The sequence below is a fragment of the Microcoleus sp. D3_18_C4 genome, assembly GCF_036702355.1.
Classification (GTDB): domain Bacteria; phylum Cyanobacteriota; class Cyanobacteriia; order Cyanobacteriales; family Microcoleaceae; genus Microcoleus.
The window spans coordinates 1-21,202 of sequence record NZ_JAUBTF010000064.1 but is presented as its reverse complement, the minus strand read 5'-3'; the positions used below and the strand labels follow the sequence as shown (position 1 = coordinate 21,202).

The 21,202-nt window shown below is 46.7% G+C and carries 15 protein-coding genes; 9 read left to right on the top strand and 6 right to left on the bottom strand.

Annotated features, from left to right (window positions below):
* Positions 1 to 121: 121 nt before the first annotated feature.
* The gene (gene clpS / locus QUA90_RS24865) at positions 122 to 415 is read left to right on the top strand and encodes an ATP-dependent Clp protease adapter ClpS (RefSeq protein ID WP_006633998.1); all 294 of its coding nucleotides are present in this window, start codon (positions 122 to 124) and stop codon (positions 413 to 415) included.
* 70 nt (positions 416 to 485) lie between these two features.
* Here clpS and QUA90_RS24860 read toward each other — a convergent pair whose 3' ends face one another.
* The gene (locus QUA90_RS24860; RefSeq protein WP_333448204.1) at positions 486 to 983 is read right to left on the bottom strand and encodes a plastocyanin/azurin family copper-binding protein; all 498 of its coding nucleotides are present in this window, start codon (positions 981 to 983) and stop codon (positions 486 to 488) included.
* Positions 984 to 1,079: 96 nt separating this feature from the next.
* Positions 1,080 to 2,198 (bottom strand): tocopherol cyclase family protein, encoded by a 1,119-nt coding sequence (locus QUA90_RS24855; RefSeq protein ID WP_333448203.1) that lies wholly within the window; start codon positions 2,196 to 2,198, stop codon positions 1,080 to 1,082.
* A gap of 246 nt (positions 2,199 to 2,444) precedes the next feature.
* Here QUA90_RS24855 and QUA90_RS24850 point away from each other — a divergent pair, with 246 nt between their 5' ends.
* Positions 2,445 to 3,026 carry an Npun_F5749 family FMN-dependent PPOX-type flavoprotein gene (locus tag QUA90_RS24850; protein WP_333448202.1) on the top strand — a complete coding sequence of 194 codons (582 nt, stop codon included), beginning with the start codon at positions 2,445 to 2,447 and terminating at the stop codon, positions 3,024 to 3,026.
* A gap of 129 nt (positions 3,027 to 3,155) precedes the next feature.
* Here the strand turns inward: QUA90_RS24850 and cysE are convergent, their stop codons facing one another.
* Together cysE and QUA90_RS24840 are read right to left on the bottom strand one after the other, a co-directional pair.
* Complete coding sequence (gene cysE, locus QUA90_RS24845; protein WP_333448201.1) at positions 3,156 to 3,962, bottom strand: serine O-acetyltransferase; 807 nt, start codon at positions 3,960 to 3,962, stop codon at positions 3,156 to 3,158.
* 180 nt (positions 3,963 to 4,142) lie between these two features.
* On the bottom strand, positions 4,143 to 4,625 hold the full coding sequence (locus QUA90_RS24840) for a hypothetical protein (protein WP_333167668.1): 483 nt from the start codon (positions 4,623 to 4,625) through the stop codon (positions 4,143 to 4,145).
* A 549-nt stretch (positions 4,626 to 5,174) separates the two neighbouring features.
* Between QUA90_RS24840 and mrdA the strand changes: the two genes are divergently transcribed.
* Complete coding sequence (gene mrdA / locus QUA90_RS24835; RefSeq protein ID WP_333448200.1) at positions 5,175 to 7,001, top strand: penicillin-binding protein 2; 1,827 nt, start codon at positions 5,175 to 5,177, stop codon at positions 6,999 to 7,001.
* Between the two features lie 142 nt (positions 7,002 to 7,143).
* Here the strand turns inward: mrdA and QUA90_RS24830 are convergent, their stop codons facing one another.
* The gene (locus tag QUA90_RS24830) at positions 7,144 to 8,877 is read right to left on the bottom strand and encodes a DUF3352 domain-containing protein (RefSeq protein ID WP_333448199.1); all 1,734 of its coding nucleotides are present in this window, start codon (positions 8,875 to 8,877) and stop codon (positions 7,144 to 7,146) included.
* A gap of 136 nt (positions 8,878 to 9,013) precedes the next feature.
* On the opposite strand from QUA90_RS24830, the gene QUA90_RS24825 reads away from it, so the two are divergent.
* A complete protein-coding gene (locus tag QUA90_RS24825; protein ID WP_333324587.1) occupies positions 9,014 to 9,640 on the top strand; it encodes a Uma2 family endonuclease in 627 nt (208 codons plus the stop codon).
* A 9-nt stretch (positions 9,641 to 9,649) separates the two neighbouring features.
* Here the strand turns inward: QUA90_RS24825 and QUA90_RS24820 are convergent, their stop codons facing one another.
* Positions 9,650 to 10,255, bottom strand: coding sequence for a pentapeptide repeat-containing protein (locus QUA90_RS24820; protein ID WP_333324589.1), 606 nt, complete (start codon positions 10,253 to 10,255; stop codon positions 9,650 to 9,652).
* A gap of 142 nt (positions 10,256 to 10,397) precedes the next feature.
* Here QUA90_RS24820 and purL point away from each other — a divergent pair, with 142 nt between their 5' ends.
* The 5 genes from purL (at position 10,398) to QUA90_RS24795 (ending at position 21,061) form a co-directional block, all read left to right on the top strand.
* Complete coding sequence (gene purL, locus QUA90_RS24815; protein ID WP_333448198.1) at positions 10,398 to 12,959, top strand: phosphoribosylformylglycinamidine synthase subunit PurL; 2,562 nt, start codon at positions 10,398 to 10,400, stop codon at positions 12,957 to 12,959.
* A gap of 215 nt (positions 12,960 to 13,174) precedes the next feature.
* Complete coding sequence (locus tag QUA90_RS24810) at positions 13,175 to 14,914, top strand: bifunctional serine/threonine-protein kinase/formylglycine-generating enzyme family protein (protein WP_333448197.1); 1,740 nt, start codon at positions 13,175 to 13,177, stop codon at positions 14,912 to 14,914.
* Positions 14,915 to 15,152: 238 nt separating this feature from the next.
* Entirely contained in the window at positions 15,153 to 17,189 is a 2,037-nt protein-coding gene (locus QUA90_RS24805) for a bifunctional serine/threonine-protein kinase/formylglycine-generating enzyme family protein (protein WP_333448196.1), read from the top strand.
* Positions 17,190 to 17,768: 579 nt separating this feature from the next.
* Positions 17,769 to 19,235 (top strand): amidophosphoribosyltransferase, encoded by a 1,467-nt coding sequence (purF, locus tag QUA90_RS24800; protein ID WP_333448195.1) that lies wholly within the window; start codon positions 17,769 to 17,771, stop codon positions 19,233 to 19,235.
* A gap of 740 nt (positions 19,236 to 19,975) precedes the next feature.
* Complete coding sequence (locus QUA90_RS24795) at positions 19,976 to 21,061, top strand: DUF3474 domain-containing protein (protein WP_333390196.1); 1,086 nt, start codon at positions 19,976 to 19,978, stop codon at positions 21,059 to 21,061.
* Positions 21,062 to 21,202 lie beyond the last annotated feature (141 nt).

Below are 21,202 nucleotides of genomic sequence, written 5' to 3'. Positions count from 1 at the left end.
TGAAAATAAACCCCGAAGCGGATCAAAATACCAAGTAGGGGTTAAAAAAAATCTGAAATTGTGTTAAAATTTTAGAGGTAACTATTTTACGAATTTTGTAGTTTTAGTGGCTGTTCGCGCGATGACCTCTTCACCAACCATAGCACCCGTTCGATCGAGTCAAGTTACCCGCAAACCTTATCCAAACTATCGGGTAATAGTCCTCAACGACGATTTCAACACATTTCAGCACGTTGTGGAATGTTTGACAAAATACATTCCAGGGATGACGAGCGATCAAGCTTGGAAACTCGCCAACCAAATCCACCACGAAGGCCAGGCCACCGTTTGGGTTGGCCCGCAAGAGCAAGCAGAACTTTATCATATGCAATTGAGCCGTGCAGGACTGACAATGGCTCCGCTAGAGTCTACTTAAAAAGTGTCTAGAGGGCCGAAAGTTCGATTAATTTTCGGTAATTCATCTGAAATTGAACGGAGATTGGGATTTAAGAGGCGATCGTAATTTTGCCAATCATCCCCGCTTCCGTATGTCCGGCTACCGTACAGCGCAGGTTGTAGGTTCCCGATTTCATCGGCACAAACACCCATTCTGCCATAGCGCCCGGTTTTAGTTCCAGTTCGTGAATACTTCCTTTAATTTCCACTTTCCCAGCTTCAACTTTTTGAGTCCAACTCGCATCAGCAAAGTTTTTAGCAGTAAAATAATGTTTCTGCGAACTGGGATTTTTCAGCACTAATTTATAGCGCTTGCCCGATTCAAATTCTAGCAGATTGGGAAAAAACTTAAGTTCCCCAGCTTCGTTACCCAAACTAACAGTAATTTCGGTGACAGGTTGCCGAGACAAATCACCGGCAGCACTAGCAATTGCCGTCGGCATCAAGATTGTACTCAAACATAAAATTACTCCCAAAATCACCTTGAGAGCTTGTTGTAACCCCTGGCTGCGGTATAATTTGCCTTGCAAACCGAGTAAATTGATCATGGCTGTTCTGACTACTGTTAACTATTCACTGACTAATGACGACTGACTAATGACGACTGACTAATGACTAATGACTAATGACTAATGACTAATGACTTAATTCGATCGCCAAACTTCATCCCAAGGCCCGCCCCCAACTTCCAAACCCGATAAAGAACTTTGAGCCTCTAAGATAATTCTAGAACGCTGCTTGCCATTTTTTTCCACATTTCCCCCCAACAACTCTCGCAGTTGCAAGCGCAATTCGCCGTGCGTCGTATCCCGGCAGCAAAAAGCCATACCTTTTTCTGTAGGAGTTCGCACATAAGTACCAGGACTGTTTGTAGTGCCAATTAACTCAACTTCAAACTGACTGTTTCTAGCCTGCATTTTCCAGCTTCCCCAAGGTTGAATATTCCAACTAACTTCCGAATTCCAAGGCACAAATTCGTAAAACTTGCCTCGGTAATGTAGACCAATCATGGCTACCGATTCCATCCACCACAGCACGCCCCGCTTGCCGCCACCAGCGGTTAAAGCTAAATCCTTTTCGCCTTGAAAACAATTGCAATTAATCCAAAACCACTTTTGCGGAAAAGCACCGCCCCAGTTTTTTTCGCTGTAAGCGGGAGCATCTTTAAATTCGTAGCGTTCGCCATTCCAATCAATCCAGCCCGTGGCTAAACCGTGAGCCATTAAAATTTGCCATCCCGGCTCAAATACGGGGAGAAAAGATAGCATTCCTGCGGTAGATTTCTGGAGTTCCTGAGAGTTTCCCCAGCCATAAATAGGTTGAATTTCGTACTGCCAAAAACAGTGGCTGCCGCTTCCCGGATCGTGCAGATAACCTTGATTCAAAGTAGCAGTAGCTTGATAGCCTTCTTCGACGCGGCTGTCGAATACTTGCGGCTCTAAATATTGGGGTTTAATTTGTAAATCTGTTTTGCCCCAATGTCCGAAACCTAAGCTTTCTCGATCCGCCCAAAACTTATTTACATTGGGAAAAGTGCGACACAAATAGCTATCTTTCGGGCCGAGAATCTGAGCTGCACCGCCACTGTAAGGTTGACCGCCTCTGGGGTCTTCGATGGAATACATGAATGCAAAGGATTGTCCGTGAATCGGTAATGTTATTCGGTAGTACCAGCCTTCAAAAAAGCGCCGGGCACTACCGTCCCAGTGGTAGCCACTGTGGGGAGTTTCAATAGTTTTGAGTTTTGAGAGTGAATTTGACATAAAATTAGCAATAGCAGAAAGAATAGTTATTAGTCAGTAGTCATTAGTTATTAGTTATTAGCTAGCAGCCAGTAGTCAGTGGTCATTACTCATAAGGAAGAAGGAAGAAGGAAGAAGAAAAACAAAAAACTATGCCCAATTCCTAATTCCCAATAACTAAGGACTAAGGACTAAGGACTACTGACTACTGACTACTGACTACTGACTACTGACTAATCCCATTACCAATATGATAGGTTATTAATTATGTCTTTAGCACTTTGGCGATCGCCCTTAGCTCGTGCCCTCCACCGCAACCGCAGTCTTGCTTTTGCCCGTTACTTGCAACTTGCAACTGTTCGCGCCACCGGGCGTCCGGCCAACCGCACTGTGGTGTTTCGAGGCTTTTTAGGAGATACTAATCAGTTGAAATTTATTACAGATATTCGCAGCCAAAAGGCAGAGGAAATTAACCTCTATCCTTGGGGGGAAATTTGCTGGTATTTCCCGAAAACTCGCGAACAATTTCGGATTGCTGGAAAGCTAGTTTTGGTAGGGGCAGATTATCCAGAGGCAGAGTTGTGCTCATCGCGATGCACAACTTGGCAGGAGCTTTCTGAGGCGGCTAGAGCGCAGTTTGCTTGGCCGCATCCGGGGGATGACAAAGCCGAGGCTAGTGCTTTTGATTCTGCTTCCCCAAATGCGATCGAGCCGCTGCCTAATTTTTGCTTGCTGTTGTTGGAACCGGAAACCGTGGATTTGTTGGAGTTGCGGGGGGAACCGCAAAACCGATCGCTTTATCGGCGCGACGAGGAGGGAAATTGGTCTGTGCGATCGGTTAATCCTTGAAAAAGAAGTCATTAGTCATTAGTCAGTAGTCATTAGTTATTAGTCATCAAGTCATCAGTTAACAGTTAACATTCACCAATGCCTTATGCCCAATTCCCAATTCCCTATGCCCTATGCCCTATTCAAATTTTAGATGCCGCTGCCGTCTAAAAATTCTTGAATTGCTTTATCTTTTAACTTGCAGCTAGGGGTTGTAACTAGCTGTGTTTTTTCGGCTAAGGCTACATTGCTGGCTTGGTTTAAAGCTTCTGATACTGAGTGGAAATTGTGGGAAGTGGGATCAGAAGTGAAGGAGACAGATTCTTGAGGAAGCAAACTTTTTACTTGGTGTTCCAGGGATTCGATACGATCGAGCAAAGAGCGAATTACCACAGCTTCCGAATCCGGCAAACTGCCATGTTCTAGGGGATTGACGCGCACTCCCGATCGATATACGATGCGGCCGGGAATCCCTACCACTGTACAGTCAGATGGTACATCGCGGAGCACGACGGAACCTGCGCCGATGCGAACGTTATTGCCAATTTGAAGATTGCCGAGGACCTTGGCGCCGGCACCTACAACTACGTTTTCGCCGACGGTAGGGTGACGCTTGCCGCTTTGTTTGCCAGTACCGCCAAGGGTGACACCTTGGTAAATTAGAGCAAAATCGCCGATTATCGCTGTTTCGCCGATCACAACCCCCATACCGTGGTCGATGAATACGCTTTTGCCGATGGTTGCCCCTGGGTGGATTTCAATTCCGGTCAAAAAGCGAGCAATGTGGGAAATCAAGCGGGGGATGAAGGGAAGTCCCAACACATAAAGCCAGTGTGCGAGGCGGTGCAGCACTAGGGCCTGAAGACCGGGGTAGCAAAACAAAACTTCCAGCCAGTTGCGAGCGGCAGGGTCGCGATCGAAAATTATACTGAAGTCAGCTCTAAGAGTCTTTAGCACTTTCGGAGTTACCTATTTTGGTTAAACACGCCACTTTCGATTTTACATTTTACTGGATGGGGGAAGTGAGCGGTCGATCGGGAGATTGGGGGATATTACGGAATGGAACCCTGGGAGAGTGCGAGATGGGGGAGAATTTGATGATATTTTATTTTCTCCATCCAACAGCGCCGCTGTTTTCTATTCCTGTACTGAGATTGTATAGTTAGACTTGACTCCGGGTTCGACAGTACCTACCCAAATCCTGTAAGAGCCTGCTTGCCAGTCAGAATCAAGTATGGCAGCATCTTTATTCTGACCTATATCGTCTCCGCAGAGCACCGCATTACCGGGGCCTTGTACGAGTAAGGTCGTGTCCTTTCCTTCGCTGTTGACTTGGAGTGTGAGTTTTGAAAAGTTTTGTTGCAAGACTATGATGTGGTCGGGAGTTGGGGTGGCAAAACCCAAACATTTGTTTTTGTGGCGATCGGCGTTGGCTATGACAGATAGAGAGTACGATCCGCCTGTGGAACCTCTCAAAACTGCTGTTGGGGCTGCAAAACCTCGCGATAAAGTTAAAGTGCCGAAATTGGCTGTTTCTGCTAAAACTGGTAGGGCGGCGATCGCGGCGATCGCAGCCAAGAGCGCACCGTTTTTGAAATTGGCTCGCTGATTAAACAACATGGCAATACTCCTCGGTCACAACTTAAAACCACAACTCAGAATTTACCCATCGCAGCCCCTAGAATCCAAACTGTGGAGGAAGAATAATTTTTTTTAAATTAGTTCAAAACCTCCTGGCTTCTCTTTCTTATGTCTATCAGGACAATCCCTGTACGATCGCGCTCGCTTGTGCCACTCGGATTTCTGCCACAGGTGATCGACTCATATCCGAAATTGTACGGTGTCAAGATGATAAATTTGATACTCCTAGCCTTGCTGTTGGCGATCGGTTCCCTATTGACACAGGCCTTGGTATTGTTACCTATAGGTCTATCGGGCTGGCTCCACCTCCCTAATTGGCTGAGCCTGACCGTGATTTTTCTGGCTATTTCTTGGTGCTTGGGGGATTAGTTAACAGTCATGAGTTATTTAGTGATTAGTCAAAAGTTAATGATCAATGATTCCGTTTCCCCCAAGAGTCAAGGCCCGATTGTCCCCGGTTTGATGATGTATACTTCACAATTGACAATTCAAGAATCTAAAATCTAGGATTTGACATCTACCTATAGAATGATGCAACGACAAGTTTATTCGATCTCAGCATTTCACTCTCCTGACAAAACCCTGGCGGAAACTCCTAAGAGACAGGAGCGTCCGATACACCGGGCGATCGTGTTAATGCTGGTGGCAACAGGTTTGCTAGGCCTGCACGCTAGTCGGCTGGTGGAATTGCAACTGATACAAGGGAAGCAAAACCGGGAACGAGCCGAAAATAATCGCGTTCGCCTAGTGCCAATGCCGGCGAATCGTGGACACATTGTCGATCGCAAAGGCAAGTTGCTAGCGGCAAACAATTTAGCTCGATCGGTATATTTGTGGCCGAAAGAACAAACGCCGGAACAGTGGAAAGTGACAGCAGAAAAGTTGAGTCCGCTGGTTAAGATTCCGGCAAAAGAAATTTTAAAAAAATTAAAAGAGGTCGATCCTCAATCCTACAGACCGGTGCGGCTCAAGCAAGCAATGCCGCCAGAGGTGTTTGTGCCACTAGCAGAAGAGGTGGGACAAATGCGGGGAGTGGAAGTGCGGCCAGAAGCGAACCGCTACTATCCCGAAGGCAGTTTGGCTGCTCACGTTATCGGATATATTGGCGAAGCTACCGCAGCAGACTTGGAAGCTCATCCTGAATATCCGATGGGGATGATTGTCGGTCAAATGGGCATAGAAGCGAGCTCTAACAAGAAGATTGCCGGAGTTTGGGGCGATCGGCTGATCGAGGTAAATGCCCAAAATCAAGAATTGCGGTTGATGGGAGAGACACCGCCCAAACCCGGTGAGGCGGTGCAGCTAACCATAGACTTGGAAATGCAAAAAGCAGCCGAAAAAGCCTTGGGGCACCGCCGGGGAGCAGTAGTGGCGCTGGATGTCAAAACGGGGGCGGTATTAGTTATGGCCAGCCACCCGACTTTTGACCCCAATCTGTTTACGCGAAAAATTACTAAGGATGAGTGGGAAACTCTTCAAGATCCGCAAAATCCATTTTTGAATCGGGCGATGCAAGGCTATCCCCCTGGCAGCACCTTTAAAATTGTGACTTCCGTCGCGGGCCTGGAGTCGGGCAAATTTTCGCCGGGTTCAATTCTCGGTACTTCGTCTTACATTACTGTGGGGGGAATTGATTTTAACGAACACAGCGGCGGTTTCGGCGACATCGGCTTTCGAGATGCTTTGGCTTTCAGCAGCAATACGTTTTTTTATCAAGTGGGGATTAGTACCGGGCCCGAGCAAATTTCTAAGTGGGGACACCACTTGGGAATTGGCAAGGATACGGATTTGAATCTTTTGGGGCTAGGCGGTGGCGATCACGGTCAAATCCCGACGCCGGAGGAGAAGGAGAAAATTTATCAAGAACCTTGGTATGCGGGTGATACGGTAACGATGTCGATCGGGCAGGGGTTGGTGTTGATGACTCCTTTGGAGGGGGCGGTGATGGTGAGTTCGATCGCTAACGGCGGCTATCGGGTGAAGCCCCATCTTTTGACTTCTATGACCGGCACAGCGGAGACTCAACGGGTAAATACGGGGATGAAACCTTCAACAATTCAGGTGGTTAAGGAAGGACTGATCGCGGTGGTTGCCGAGGGTACGGGACAGGGATTGAATGACGGTACGATTCCGCTGACGGCGGGCAAAACAGGGACTTCCGAGGTCATCGGACAGGAGGATCACTCTTTGTATGTGGCCTTCGGGCCTGCTGAGAAGCCGGAAATTGCGATCGCCGTGGTTGTGGAAAATGGCGGTTATGGTTCTGTTGCCGCGGCCCCGATCGCCAAAGAGGTATTTCAAGCTTATTTTGGGCAACCGAAAAAGGTCAAGCAGCCAGTAGTTATTAGTCCTTAGTTATGGGGAATTGGGAATTGGGCATGGGGGATTGGGCATTGGGCATTGGGCATAGTTTCTTCCTTCTTCCTTCTTCCTTCTTCCTTCTTCCTGACATCCGTTACATCCGCCCTTGCCAATCCGTTGCCGAACTTCCTTCTAACTAATTCAGCCGCATAAATATTGTAGCTTTGCGAATTCCTGTTATTTCTCCCGTACTGGTGACAGTGAGCGATCGCAAGTGATCGAACAATGGTCTTGCCGAAAGTTCAATTAACCTCAACAGCGGGATTTGTTTTTCCCAAATTGCCCTGCTGGAAGGCCAGTCTAAATAAAAATAGCCGTCGTTAGATGGCGGTAGGGGTTCAATGCTGGTTTGAAAATCTTGATTGGCAACTAAAGAGCCTGTTTCGGCTGCTTCTAGTGCTGCGTCCATTGCTTCTACTGAAGTGGTGAAAATTTCGTATTTGCCGACGGTGGCTCGGACTCCTTTTGCCTCGGTTTCGATCGCGCTTTTTCTATTATTGTCTATCCCATAATTTGGGCTCGTTGTCAACTGCGTCCAAGCGGTAATTTTCTGGTTTCTGAGAGTGAAGCTGCCGATGCTGTATTCTTTGCTGCGGGCAATTTCATCGAGTTTGTCGATCGCCTTTTGGGAATCAGCAGATTTTTCGGCGGCGAAAATCCAGTCAGCACTATTTGACGAATTGGGAAGCACTGCTAAAGCGTATTCTCCTTGTACCCAGTCAAATATATCCTGCTGCAGGTTGACGCCCCAAACTTGCTGAATATCTGCCAGGGTGCGATCGACTAAATTTGACACTTCTGCATTAGTGGACACCGCCGATGACAAATCAGCCCAAAAATTCCTTAAATCGGTGCTGGCGACCGCGAAAGGACTGGCTGAGGGAATGTATTGCAAGGCTTGCACCGGTTCGGAGAGTGTTGGAGAAGCTGTGTTTTCTCGCGATGTCACTAAAGCAGTTTGAGCCAGCAATCCCCGTCGGTTGACTCCGACAGCAACTGCGAGAGAATTAAGAGAAACTGGGGGATTTTGCTCGGTTGCTGACTGCGGGAGATTGACAAATGCTAAAGCGATTCTACCTTGATTTAGCTGCTGCAAAGCTTTTTGATATTCCGGGGTATTGTTGAGATTTAGGTTGGCTGATTCAACGTTATTAATTGCCTCTCGAATCACAATCGGGCTATTGGAAAATAAAACAAAATTTTGGTTCTCCCCAAAATTAAAATTACCGCCGATGGCTGCTGTTGCGAAGCTGGATGGCAACTTTGAATTCGGCAGAGAAAACTGGTTAAAAGGCAAAAGCGAAGTAGATTTTTTCTTGGCTATTGGTGGTTGTTTATAATTAATTTTCACCCCTTTATATAGTTCCGAATGAACTGTTTTATCGGCACGAGATTGTTGGCGCCAGTAGGAGTCGAGAAATTGTTGGCTGCGATCGACCTTTTGGGAGGAAACGGCCAGCAAAAACCCGGCTTGTTGGCCGTTGCTGCTGTCGCCATCGAAATCAGGGGTTGTGACGGCGAGGGTTATTTCGTCACCTATCCAAGGTTGGATATCTCTACTGTAATCGAGGCCTGTATTGCCGAGGAGACTTTTTTTGATTTGCTCAAATTCTGCGTGCGATCGACTTCTTTCTTCGGGAGTGGCAAAAACTTGTCGCAATGCTTCGATGCGATCGGGATTTACCAGCATTGATGCTAACAAAGGTGCTTGTTTCGAGACAAACACAGCCGCAGCCGGAGTAGTTGTCGGCCCGCCAGCGAGCAAATTCAGGGGAGTTTGAGTTGTCAGCCAGTAAAAACCCCCCGCACTCAAGCCTAAGAGTGTCAAGACGCCAGCAATGAGGAAAGAAAAGAACGATCGCAGCTTCATACAACAAGGACTAATGACCACAGTCTATTATTAACTAGAGTAGCGCATGACCGTAGCTGTCTGCAGATACTTTTTGTTCAGTTCGCAAAACAAAAATATCAACTAAAATATACTCAAGCTTTAAAACCCAAGTAAAATGCTAACAATATCAACCCCCCCCGAACAGCGAGTTTTACTGCAAAATATCAGTTGGCAATTATATGAAAGCCTGCTAGCGGAACTGGGCAACAAACGTTCCACCCGAATTGCTTATCATCAAGGTCAATTAGAAATTATGGTGCCGCTACCGGAACATGAAAATCGCAACAGGCTAATCGATCGCTTAATTGTAACTCTCATCGAAGAACTTAATCTAGAGTACAACCCCTTTGGCTCTATGACTATTAAAAAACGCAAAAAAGCAGCGGGTAAAGAACCAGATTCCTGCTATTATATCCAAAATGAAGCACTGGTCAGAGGGAGAACAGAATTAGACTTTGCTCAAGATCCGCCGCCAGATTTAGCACTGGAAATTGATATTACCAGCAGTTCCTTAAATCAATTCGATTTATATGCAGATTTAGGCGTACCAGAAATTTGGCGGTACGACGGACGAAGCATCAAGTTTTATCAATTGCAAAATGGCGAATATGCCGAGTGCAATTTTTCCCGGGCTTTCCCGATGCTACCCACTGCAAAAGTTGACGAATTTATCGATCGCACTCAAACTACAGGCGCAACCACAGCAGTGCGAGAATTCCGGGAATGGGTAAAAAATCAGTAATTGTGTACTCTACCACGGCACTCCTCGCGCATCGGAAAAATCGGCATCTAGAACCGCCCCCGGATCGAATACAGCATCAGTTAAATCAGCTTTTCTAAACGACGTTATCGACAATTTTTCTATTTGTTCAACAGCGATAAAAAATCCGATCGCAGTTAACCCCAGAATTACCCCAGAAACCAAAAATAAGACAATTCCCCTGATAGTATCTCCGCCTAAAAATGTCACAATACCGCTAGCCCCGATCGCAGCCGCAGCGCCAGCCACAGCCCCCGCCACAATCCCAGCCTCGCACCGAGTCACAGCAATCGCCGTAGCCGCCGTTCCAGCCACCGCCACAGCCCCCGCATCTGCCCCGGCAATCAGTCCAGTCAAAGCCCCAGCCGTCGTCACTGTCACCGCCGTTACCCCAGCCCTAGCAATCAAATTTCTCACTCGCCTGCGGCTTTGTCCGGTTCTGACACCCTGAAAATTTGCCCCCCTCAAAATCGCCCCGGTGAAATTGCAGCCTCGAATGTCGGAACCGCTGAAATTCGCCCCTGACAAGTCAAGCCCTTTAAAAGAACGGTTCCGCAAGTTTTGGTTAGCAAAATTGAGATTTCGAGGTTGAGTCATTCGATTTTAGATTTTAGATTTTAGATTTTAGATTTTAGGTTAGCAACCCAAAGACCTAGGATTATAGATTTTAGATTATAGATTTTAGATTAACCAAGCACAGGGCATTTAGAATAAAGCCTGTGGTTTATAACGAGTTTCCATGTCTCCCATCTCCGAATCCCCATTTTCCCCCGAACAAATTGCCGGTGAAAGACTCACACCGGAAGAATATGAAGAAATCGTTCAGCGTCTAGGCCGCCATCCCAATAAAGCTGAATTGGGAATGTTCGGCGTTATGTGGAGCGAACACTGCTGTTACAAAAATTCGCGGCCACTATTAAAACAGTTTCCCACAGAGGGCGATCGAATTCTAGTCGGGCCCGGAGAAAATGCCGGCGTCGTAGACTTGGGAGAAGGCTTGCAACTCGCCTTCAAAATTGAATCCCACAACCACCCGTCTGCAGTCGAACCTTTCCAAGGTGCGGCAACCGGTGTCGGCGGGATTCTCCGCGATATCTTCACAATGGGTGCACGCCCGATCGCACTTTTGAATTCCCTGCGTTTCGGCAACTTAGACGATGCCAAAACTCAGAGGTTATTCAAAGGCGTAGTATCCGGAATTTCTCATTATGGAAATTGCATCGGAGTACCCACAGTTGGCGGCGAAGTTTACTTCGATCCTGCTTATTCCGGCAACCCGCTAGTTAACGTCATGGCCTTGGGTTTAATGGAAACTCAAGAAATAGTCAAATCCGGCGCTTCTGGCATCGGAAATCCCGTGCTTTACGTCGGCTCAACTACCGGGCGAGATGGCATGGGAGGAGCAAGTTTTGCCAGTGCAGAATTGACCGATAAATCAATGGACGATCGCCCCGCAGTCCAAGTAGGAGATCCATTTTTAGAAAAATCCTTAATTGAAGCTTGTTTAGAAGCATTCAAAACCGGTGCAGTCGTCGCCGCCCAAGACATGGGTGCGGCCGGAATCACCTGTTCCACATCAGAAATGGCAGCCAAAGGCGGCGTCGGCATTGAATTCGATTTAGACAAAGTTCCCGTTCGAGAAAGCGGCATGATTCCCTACGAATACCTGCTTTCGGAATCCCAAGAACGGATGTTGTTTGTTGCCCAAAAAGGACGCGAACAGGAATTAATCGATATTTTCCACAGATGGGGATTGCACGCGGTAGTAGCGGGTACAGTCATCGAAGAGCCGATCGTCCGAATTCTCTTTAAAGGCGAAATCGCGGCGGAAATTACCGCCACTGCTTTGGCAGATAACACGCCAATTTATCACCGAGAATTGTTGACAGAACCGCCCGAATATGCTAAAAAAGCATGGGAATGGACGGCTGATTCCCTGCCACAATCCACAGTTACAGGTATCGAAATTAACGGCAATTTCCAAACTTGGAATCAGATTTTGCTGACGCTTTTAGATACTCCCACCATCGCTTCTAAACGCTGGGTTTATCGCCAATACGATCATCAAGTGCAAAACAATACTGTTGTTTTACCGGGAGGCGCTGATGCTGCGGTTGTCAGATTGCGTCCGCTAGAACCCTGCCAATCTTCTCTCGGTAACGGGCTAGAAGTACACCCCCTTGCTAAGGGGGATCTACAGAGAGAAAATGCTGTTTCTCTAGCTTCCGAAAGCAAACAGGAAGAAGAGGTAATTCCTCTATTTACAAAGGCACAAGGTAGGGAAACTCCCAAACTTTCTCCCCCCCTTAGCAAGGAGGAAGCGCCGCAGGGGGCTATTCCCGGAGTTGCTGCAACGGTTGATTGCAATTCTCGTTATGTTTATCTCGATCCTTATGAAGGTGCAAAAGCAGTCGTAGCGGAAGCAGCGAGAAACTTAAGTTGTGTGGGTGCTGAACCTCTCGCAGTTACTGATAATTTGAATTTTGGCAGTCCTGAAAAGCCGATCGGATATTGGCAGTTAGCGTCAGCTTGTCGCGGAATTGCTGATGCTTGTCGGCAGTTGGGAACGCCTGTTACTGGCGGCAATGTTTCTCTTTACAATGAAACTGTTGATGCTGAGGGAAATCCTCAACCAATTTATCCGACTCCGGTAATCGGAATGGTGGGGTTAATTCCCGATTTGACCAAGATTTCTGGCCAAGCTTGGCTAAAGAAAGGTGATTTAATTTATGTGCTGGGAATTGGTGAATCATCCCAAAACTCAGAACTTCCATCTGACAGCTCAAAAATCGAAACTTCTCCTACTTTGGGAGGTTCGGAATATTTAGCGGCAATTCACGGGATTGTAGCTGGGAAACCGCCAAGGATTGATTTTGAGTTAGAAAGAAAAGTGCAATCGGTTTGTCGCGATGGAATTCGGCAAGGTTGGGTATGTTCTGCCCATGATTGTGCGGAAGGTGGAATTGCGCTCGCCCTCGCGGAATGCTGTATCTCTGCTAAAATGGGTGCGGAAATTCATCTTAGTTTTAATTCGGCAAATGTCGGCCGCTGGGATGAAATTTTGTTTGGTGAAATGGGCAACTGCATTGTAGTTTCAGTCGCACCGAAAAATCAAGGAATTTGGGAGTCTTACCTGCAAGAACATTTGACAAAAATGTGGCAGAAGATTGGTTTAGTTTGCTGTGCTGAATCACCTTTGCGGGTTGTGAGTGCTGACAATCAAATGTTAATTGAGGTGGCGATGGGTGATATGGGCGATCGGTTCTATAATGCGATCGAGCGTCGGATTGCATCTGCCTGACAACCTGAAGTTTCGATCCCCCTAAATCCCTCTTAAAAAGGGAGACTTTGAGTGTTCTTCCCCCTTGTTAAGGGGGGGCTAGGGGGGATCTCCGGGTTTAAAACACGCCCAATAACCCCGACTTCTTACAAAATTCACGATTGTTGCAAAAACATATTACATAAATCGGGGTTCTTAGACACCATACAATATAAACAATATCATTCCTAAAATAAATGATTTGCTGTATCAATCCCGACTGCCCCAATCCTCAAAACCCGGACGGGCAAACATATTGCATCAGTTGTGGCCTGGAACTCGTGCCCATCCTGCGAAATCATTTCCGCATGATCAAACTCCTCGGTCAAGGTGGCTTCGGCAGAACTTATTTAGCAGAAGATATTGATAGACTAAATCAACGCTGTGTCGTTAAACAATTAGCACCAAATGTCCAGGGAACTTGGGCGATTAACAAAGCGGTAGAATTATTTCAGGTAGAAGCTAGACAACTGCAACAGCTAGGACAACATCCCCAAATTCCATCACTAGATGCCTATTTTCAACAAGACAAATATTGGTATCTCGTACAACAGTTTGTGGATGGAGAGAATTTGTTAAACCTTTTCCAAAATCAGGGAAGGTGGCAAGAAAGCCATGTTAAGCAACTATTACTCGCACTTCTACCTGTTCTCAAGTTTATTCATGAACAAAAAATCATTCACCGAGATATCAAGCCTGAGAATATTATGCGCCGTCATAGCGATGGTTTGTTGATGCTCATTGATTTCGGAGTTTCCAAACAGTTGTCGGGAACAGTGATGTCGAGACTGGGAACAAAAATTGGTTCGGAGGGTTATGCACCCATTGAACAAATGAAAGGGGGTGAAGCTTATGCAGCCAGCGATTTGTTTAGCTTGGGGGCGACGGCTTTTCATCTACTGACAGGGCTATATCCTTTTGATTTGTGGGTGGATCAAGGTTATAGTTGGACGGCCAATTGGCAGAAACATTTGAAAAGCCCCATAGAAAAGGGATTGGAATTGATTTTATCTAAGTTGTTGGCAAAAGATATCCAGCAGCGCTATCAATCAGCAGAGGAAGTTTTAAGAGATTTTCAAGGTCAGTCAACGCCAATTGTTATACAGACTTTAAAAAAGTTTGACGTTAAAACGGTGACAGTTGATGCGCGGGGTAATACAAGTAGCCGTCAACGCCGTCAAGCAGAATTTTTTAGGGAAAATTTAGGTAGCGGTGCAATCTTAGACATGGTAGCAATTCCTGGTGGCAGTTTCGTGATGGGTTCCCCTAATACGGAAGCACGACTAAGTAACAATGAAGGGCCGCAGCGTACTGTGAATATCTCTCCTTTTTTTATGGGTAAATATCCAGTCACTCAAGCACAATATCAAGCGTTGATGGGGAATAACCCTTCTCATTTCAAAGGTTTTTTCAAAAGCAAACAACTCCCTGTAGAACAAGTTAGCTGGGATGAGGCTGTGAAATTCTGCCGCAAGCTGTCTGAAAAAACAGGGAAGACTTATCGTTTACCTGCGGAAGCCGAATGGGAATATGCTTGTCGCGCGGGAAGTACAACACCTTTCTATTTTGGCGATACAATTACCCCGGATTTAGTTAATTATGATGGCAATTATCCCTACGGTGCTGCGCCGAAGGGACTTTACCGGGAACAAACAACGGATGTGGGGAGTTTTCCGCCGAATCCGTTTGGTTTGTATGATATGCACGGGAATGTTTGGGAATGGTGCAGCGATAAATGGCATGATAACTACAATGGTGCACCGACTGACGGAAGTTCTTGGGAAACTGGCACAAATAATAACCGAGTGCGGCGTGGTGCTTCCTGGGACAACGATGCGGTTCATTGCCGTAGTGCCAATCGTGGCAGGAATTGGGCGGTTCATCGCAGCAGGCACCTCGGTTTTCGCGTGGCGGCTTCGGTTTCTTCCTCGTCCTAGTTTCCGCGTAGTAGTGGTAGGGTGCGTCGCATCAAAAATCTGCAAGGAAGATCGACAATTTCACAGCGACGCACCACACAATAGTAAGGTGCGTCGCATTAAAAATCTGCAAATTGCCTAGAAAATTTCACAGCGACGCACCCTACAAATTAGGCTAATTTTTTCAATGGCCCTATCAATCGTCGATTCAATCGCCCAGTCAATCTATACAATATAAACAATATCATTCCTAAAATAAATGATTTGCTGTATCAATCCCGATTGCCCCAATCCTCAAAACCCGGACGGGCAAACATATTGCATCAGTTGTGGCCTTCAACTCGTACCCATCCTGCGAAATCGCTTCCGCATGATAAAACTCCTCGGTCAAGGTGGCTTCGGCCGAACCTATTTAGCAGAAGATATTGATAGACTAAATCAACCCTGTGTCGTTAAACAATTAGCACCCGATGTCCAGGGAACGTGGGCGATTAACAAAGCGGTAGAATTATTTCAGCAAGAAGCCAGACAACTGCAACAGCTAGGACAACATCCCCAAATTCCCTCCCTAGATGCCTATTTTGAAGACAACAAATATTTGTATCTCGTACAACAGTTTGTTGATGGGGATAATTTGTTGACGCTTTTCCAAAATCAGGGAATTTGGCACGAAAGCCAAGTTAAGCAACTATTACTCGAACTTCTACCTGTTCTCAAGTTTGTTCACGAACAAAAAATTGTTCACCGAGATATCAAGCCTGAGAATATTATGTGCCGTCGCAGCGACGGTGTGTTAGTGCTGATTGATTTCGGAGTTTCCAAACAGTTGTCGGGAACAGTGATATCGAGACGGGGAACGCAAATTGGTTCGCATGGTTATGCACCGCTTGAACAAATGCAAGGTGGTGAAGCTTATGCAGCCAGCGATTTGTTCAGTTTGGGGGCGACGGCTTTTCATCTACTGACGGGGGTACATCCTTATGGTTTGTGGACGGAACACGGTTATAGCTGGACTGGAAATTGGCAGCAACATTTGAAAAGTCCCATAGACAAGGGATTGGAATTGATTTTATCTAAGTTGTTGGCAAAAGATATCCAGCAGCGCTATCAATCTGCAGAGCAAGTTTTAATAGATTTTCAACGTCAGTCAATACCAACTCCCGCACCGATACTAAATCCCACAATTCCTGTGGTTCCACAACACTCTTTGCCGTTACCAACTAACACAACAAGGCGAGGTTTCTTGCAATTAGCGGGTTTTGCTGGGGGAGGATTTGCATTAGCCCTGCTGAGTCAAAGTTTGTTGAACAACAAATCCTCTTCAACTTCACCAAATCTTCCACCTTCATCCACAAATGAGCCGCAATCTCCTAAATCATCAGCTCAAAAATCATCTCCAAAAACTACAGCCAAAAAATCATCGCCAAAACCATCTCCACAATCTGTAGCAGCAAGTCCATCGCCAAAACCATCTCCAAAACCATCTCCAAAACCCACACCAGAAACTCCAAAACCTCAGCCCTTTTCCAATGCTTTAAAAAGCTTTACTTTTGAAACAGTGACAGTCAACTCAACGGGGCAAATCGCCAACCGCCGTCAAGGACAAGCACGGGTTTTTATAGAAAATATTGGGAATGGTATTACTCTAGACATGGTAGCAATTCCTGGCGGCAGTTTCGTGATGGGTTCCCCCGATACGGAAGCCGGACGAAGTAGTTATGAAGGGCCGCAGCGTACCGTGAATATCCCTGCTTTTTTTATGGGTAAATATGAGATCACTCAAGAACAATACCAAGCGGTGATGGGAAATAACCCTTCTGAGTTCAAAGGTGCGAAACTTCCTGTCGAAAAAGTAAGCTGGAATGACGCTGTGGAATTCTGCAAGCGGCTTTCTAAAAAAACAGGCAAGACTTATCGCTTACCTTCACAAGCGGAATGGGAATATGCTTGTCGCGCCGGAACTAAAACACCTTTCTATTTTGGTGAAACAATTACCCCGGATTTAGTTAATTATAATGGCAATAATCCCTACGCTGGGGCCTCGAAGGGACTTTACCGCAAACAAACAACTGATGTCGGGAATTTTTCACCCAATGCTTTTGGACTTTATGATATGCACGGAAATGTTTGGGAATGGTGCAGTCATCTCGACAACGATCGAAACGATCGCCGGGTGCGGTGTGGCGGTTCATGGAAGGACACTGCGGTGAATTGTCGCAGTGCGTATCGTCTTAGCAATTCGGCGGGCGATCGTTACTCAGACATCGGTTTTCGCGTGGCTTTGGTTTCCGCGTAGCGGGTTGAAGCCGTAATGTGCGTCGCCCGAAACAATCTGCAAGTTCGATCGAGAATCTCGCAGCGACGCACCCTACAAATTAAACTGAAAAACTTATCTGCTCCGTGCTATTGCCCTAACTGGCTGCGCCCAAAATTGACTTTACATGGCCGCACAGATTCCCATGATAATATAGTACGTCAATCTCACAGAAAAGTCAAGAGCGATCGCCCTTAAATCCTAATATTTGAAAAAGCCCATCAAGCAACTTTCTAATTTATTTTCCATTGCCCGATCGCCGATCTCTTCAGTCTGGCGTTGCGCGGACTTCGTTTGACAATCGCCGCATCCCTCGCCGCATCCCTCGCCGCATCCCTCGCCCGCCCTTAATCAAGGTTAGTATAGAATTTACGAGCGATCGATACTACAATGCCCTTAAACGCCGCATCGCTTCTGTCTGAAATGCTACACGAGTTGGAAATAATGACAGATCCGTGGCAAGATTAAGGGAATGTTAAGTTATGCGACGCTTTCGCAAACAAGATTTCCCGCTGAAACTGTCCCCCTAACCCACCTTCCCCATTAGGAACCCACCCATCTATGATTCCCAACCATTCCTTCGCGGCTGACGAGCATTCTGGTAAACCCGACAAGCCCGAGGAAGCTTGTGGCGTTTTCGGTATCTACGCACCGGGTGAAGATGTCGCCAAGTTGACCTACTTCGGTTTGTATGCTTTGCAGCACCGCGGTCAGGAATCAGCAGGAATTGCCACCTTTGAAGGTGAAAAAGTCCACCTGCACAAAGATATGGGACTGGTTTCCCAAGTCTTTAACGAATCGAGTTTAGGTCACTTGCCCGGTAACTTAGCAGTAGGCCACACTCGCTACTCTACCACCGGCTCCTCGCGCGTGGTCAACGCTCAACCTGTTGTCGTCCAAACCCGTTTGGGAAGTCTGGCATTAGCACATAACGGGAATCTTGTCAATACAAAAGAATTGCGCGAAGAATTGCTGTCTCGGAAGTGCGAATTTGTCAGTACGACGGATTCAGAGGCGATCGCAGTGGCGATCGGTTCCGAAGTAGACAAGGGCAAAGACTGGCTGGAAGCAGCGATCAGCGCCTTTGGTATGTGCCAAGGAGCCTTTAGTTTGACGATCGCCACCCCCAAAGGCGTGATGGGAGTCCGCGACCCCCAAGGCGTCCGCCCGCTGGTAATTGGCATCCTCCCCACAACTCCGGTACGATACGTTTTAGCATCGGAAACTTGTGGTTTGGATATTATCGGTGCTGAATTTTTGCGGGACGTAGAACCGGGGGAATTAGTTTGGATTACAGAGGAAGGTATGGCTTCCTTCCACTGGAGTCAGCAGCAGAAGCGCAAACTTTGCATCTTTGAAATGATCTATTTTGCTCGACCCGACAGCCAAATGGAAGGTGAAAGTTTGTACAGCTACCGACTGCGGATCGGGCGTTTGTTGGCAGCAGAATCTCCGGCTGATGCTGATATAGTCATCGGCGTTCCTGATTCGGGAATCCCGGCGGCGATCGGCTTTTCTCAAGCTTCCGGCATTCCTTACGCCGAAGGATTGATTAAAAATCGCTACGTCGGGCGCACTTTTATTCAACCGACTCAGACAATGCGGGAGTCAGGAATCCGCATGAAACTCAACCCTCTCAAAGATGTGTTGGAAGGAAAACGGGTAATTATTATCGATGATTCGATCGTGCGCGGCACAACCAGTCGCAAAATCGTCAAAGCCCTGCGGGATGCGGGCGCAACGGCAGTTCACATGAGAATTTCTTCGCCGCCGGTGACACATCCTTGTTTCTACGGGATCGACACCGACAATCAAGATCAGTTGATTGCTGCTACTAAGTCAGTCGCAGAAATCGGCGTCCAAATTGGGGTTGATTCTTTGGCTTTCTTGAGTTGGGATGGAATGCTGAAAGCGACTAACGAAGACCCGATGAGTTTTTGTTCGGCCTGTTTCACTGGTGATTATCCGATCGACGTTCCAGAAATGGTAAAACGGTCTAAGCTCATATTAGAAAAAGCTGGAACCTAGAAAATCAAAAAGCGAGAAAGCGATCGCCCGTCAATTTCCGCGATTTAGGGATTTTCAAAATTTTCTGGTAAGTCGTTGCCAGAATGTGTGTAGAAATGTTACATTAACTTAGCTGTAGCAATTCTTGCGGAATTGGTGAACTGTAGTGAACAGGCGCTTGGGTACAACTTGTGTGAAACCCAACCCTCGGATTGGAGATTGGAGATTGAAGATTGAAGATTGGAGATTTGTGCTTGAATCTAAAATCGCCAATCTAAAATCGATGGTTTTTCCCTACACTCTCGTTCACAATTCTTGCTCGAAACGCTGTATGCTACCTGCAGACTGGAGGTAGTTCCTCCAGATGTCCACTCTCAGATTGAAGTCGCATTTCGCACCAACAACGGGTACAGGAGATTTTTTCAGATAACAGGGTCGATCGCACTAATTTTTCCGACACAAGTATTCGACAAGCCAACTTGCTGGAGAATCGCGGACGGGCTATTCATGCGAACTAAAGAACTTTAGAAACCCTTGCAGAGTAAAAATATGGCTCCTTGCAGGTTGAAACTGACCTCACCTGCATAGGGATACAACCCCCCGGCTCATGTCGGGGAGAGCCAAAAAATTTAGATATTAGTTTAAGCCCCCAGATTCATCTGTGGAGTGCATCTAAAATCTAAAATCTAAAATCTAAAATCGATTGACTGTTAAAAGAAGGCGGAATGCGGTTTCTCAAGTCAGCTTAAATCGGAAACTTCGTGCAATCAAATACTATTCTCAATCCCGCGAGCAATCCAGGCTCATCCTCTCGTACAGCAGAGTTACCTTTTACTCTTCAAGATATCAAGGCAGCCATTCCAGCCCACTGTTTTGAGCCCTCGGCATGGAAATCTCTGGCTTATTTCTTTTTAGATATTGGCATCATCGCAGGTTTATATGCGATCGCCTACACCGTCGATTCCTGGCTTTTTTACCCAATCTTTTGGTTGATGCAGGGAACCATGTTTTGGGCATTGTTTGTAGTGGGCCACGACTGCGGACACGGTTCATTTTCTAAGAGCAAATGGCTCAACAACCTGATCGGACACCTCTCTCACGCTCCAATTCTCGTGCCCTTCCACGGTTGGCGGATCAGCCACCGAACCCACCACGCCAATACAGGCAGCTTAGATAACGATGAAAGCTGGTATCCGGTATCGGAGAGCAAATACAATCAAATGCCTTGGTACGAAAAGCTGGGACGCTTTTATTTGATGTTATTTGCCTATCCAATTTATCTATTTCGCCGCTCGCCCGATCGAACTGGTTCTCACTTCATGCCCGGTAGCCCGCTTTTCCGTCCGTCCGAAAAATGGGATGTGTTGACGAGTTCCGCATCCTTGGTACTGATGGTAGGCTTTTTAGGCGCGCTAACCTATCAGTTTGGTTGGCTGTTTTTACTCAAGTTCTACTTGGTTCCCTATGTAGTGTTCGTGATGTGGCTGGATTTGGTAACATTCCTGCACCACACAGAAGCCGATATTCCTTGGTATCGCGGTAATGATTGGTCTTTCTTGAAAGGTGCATTGTCTACGATCGATCGCGACTACGGAATCATTAATTCCATCCATCACGACATCGGGACTCACGTAGCCCACCACATTTTCTCGACAATGCCGCACTATCACTTGAAGGAAGCAACGGAAGCCATCAAGCCAGTGTTGGGCGATTATTACCGCAAGTCAACCGAGCCAATTTGGAAGAGTTTTATTCGCTCTTACTGGGATTGTCATTTTGTCTCGGATACAGGTTCTGGAGTTTACTACGAATCACCTAACAGCCGGCGATCGGCTGAAGTTAAGTAGCTTAAATAAACAATAGAATACGTAAAAGCCCGGCTTCTTTAAGAAACCGGGTTTTTCTTTTTTCGTAGAAGTTCACGGGGGTAGCAAAAACCCAAAAAATCTGATAAGGTGAGGCACATGGAGAAGACAGTGCCGGAATTA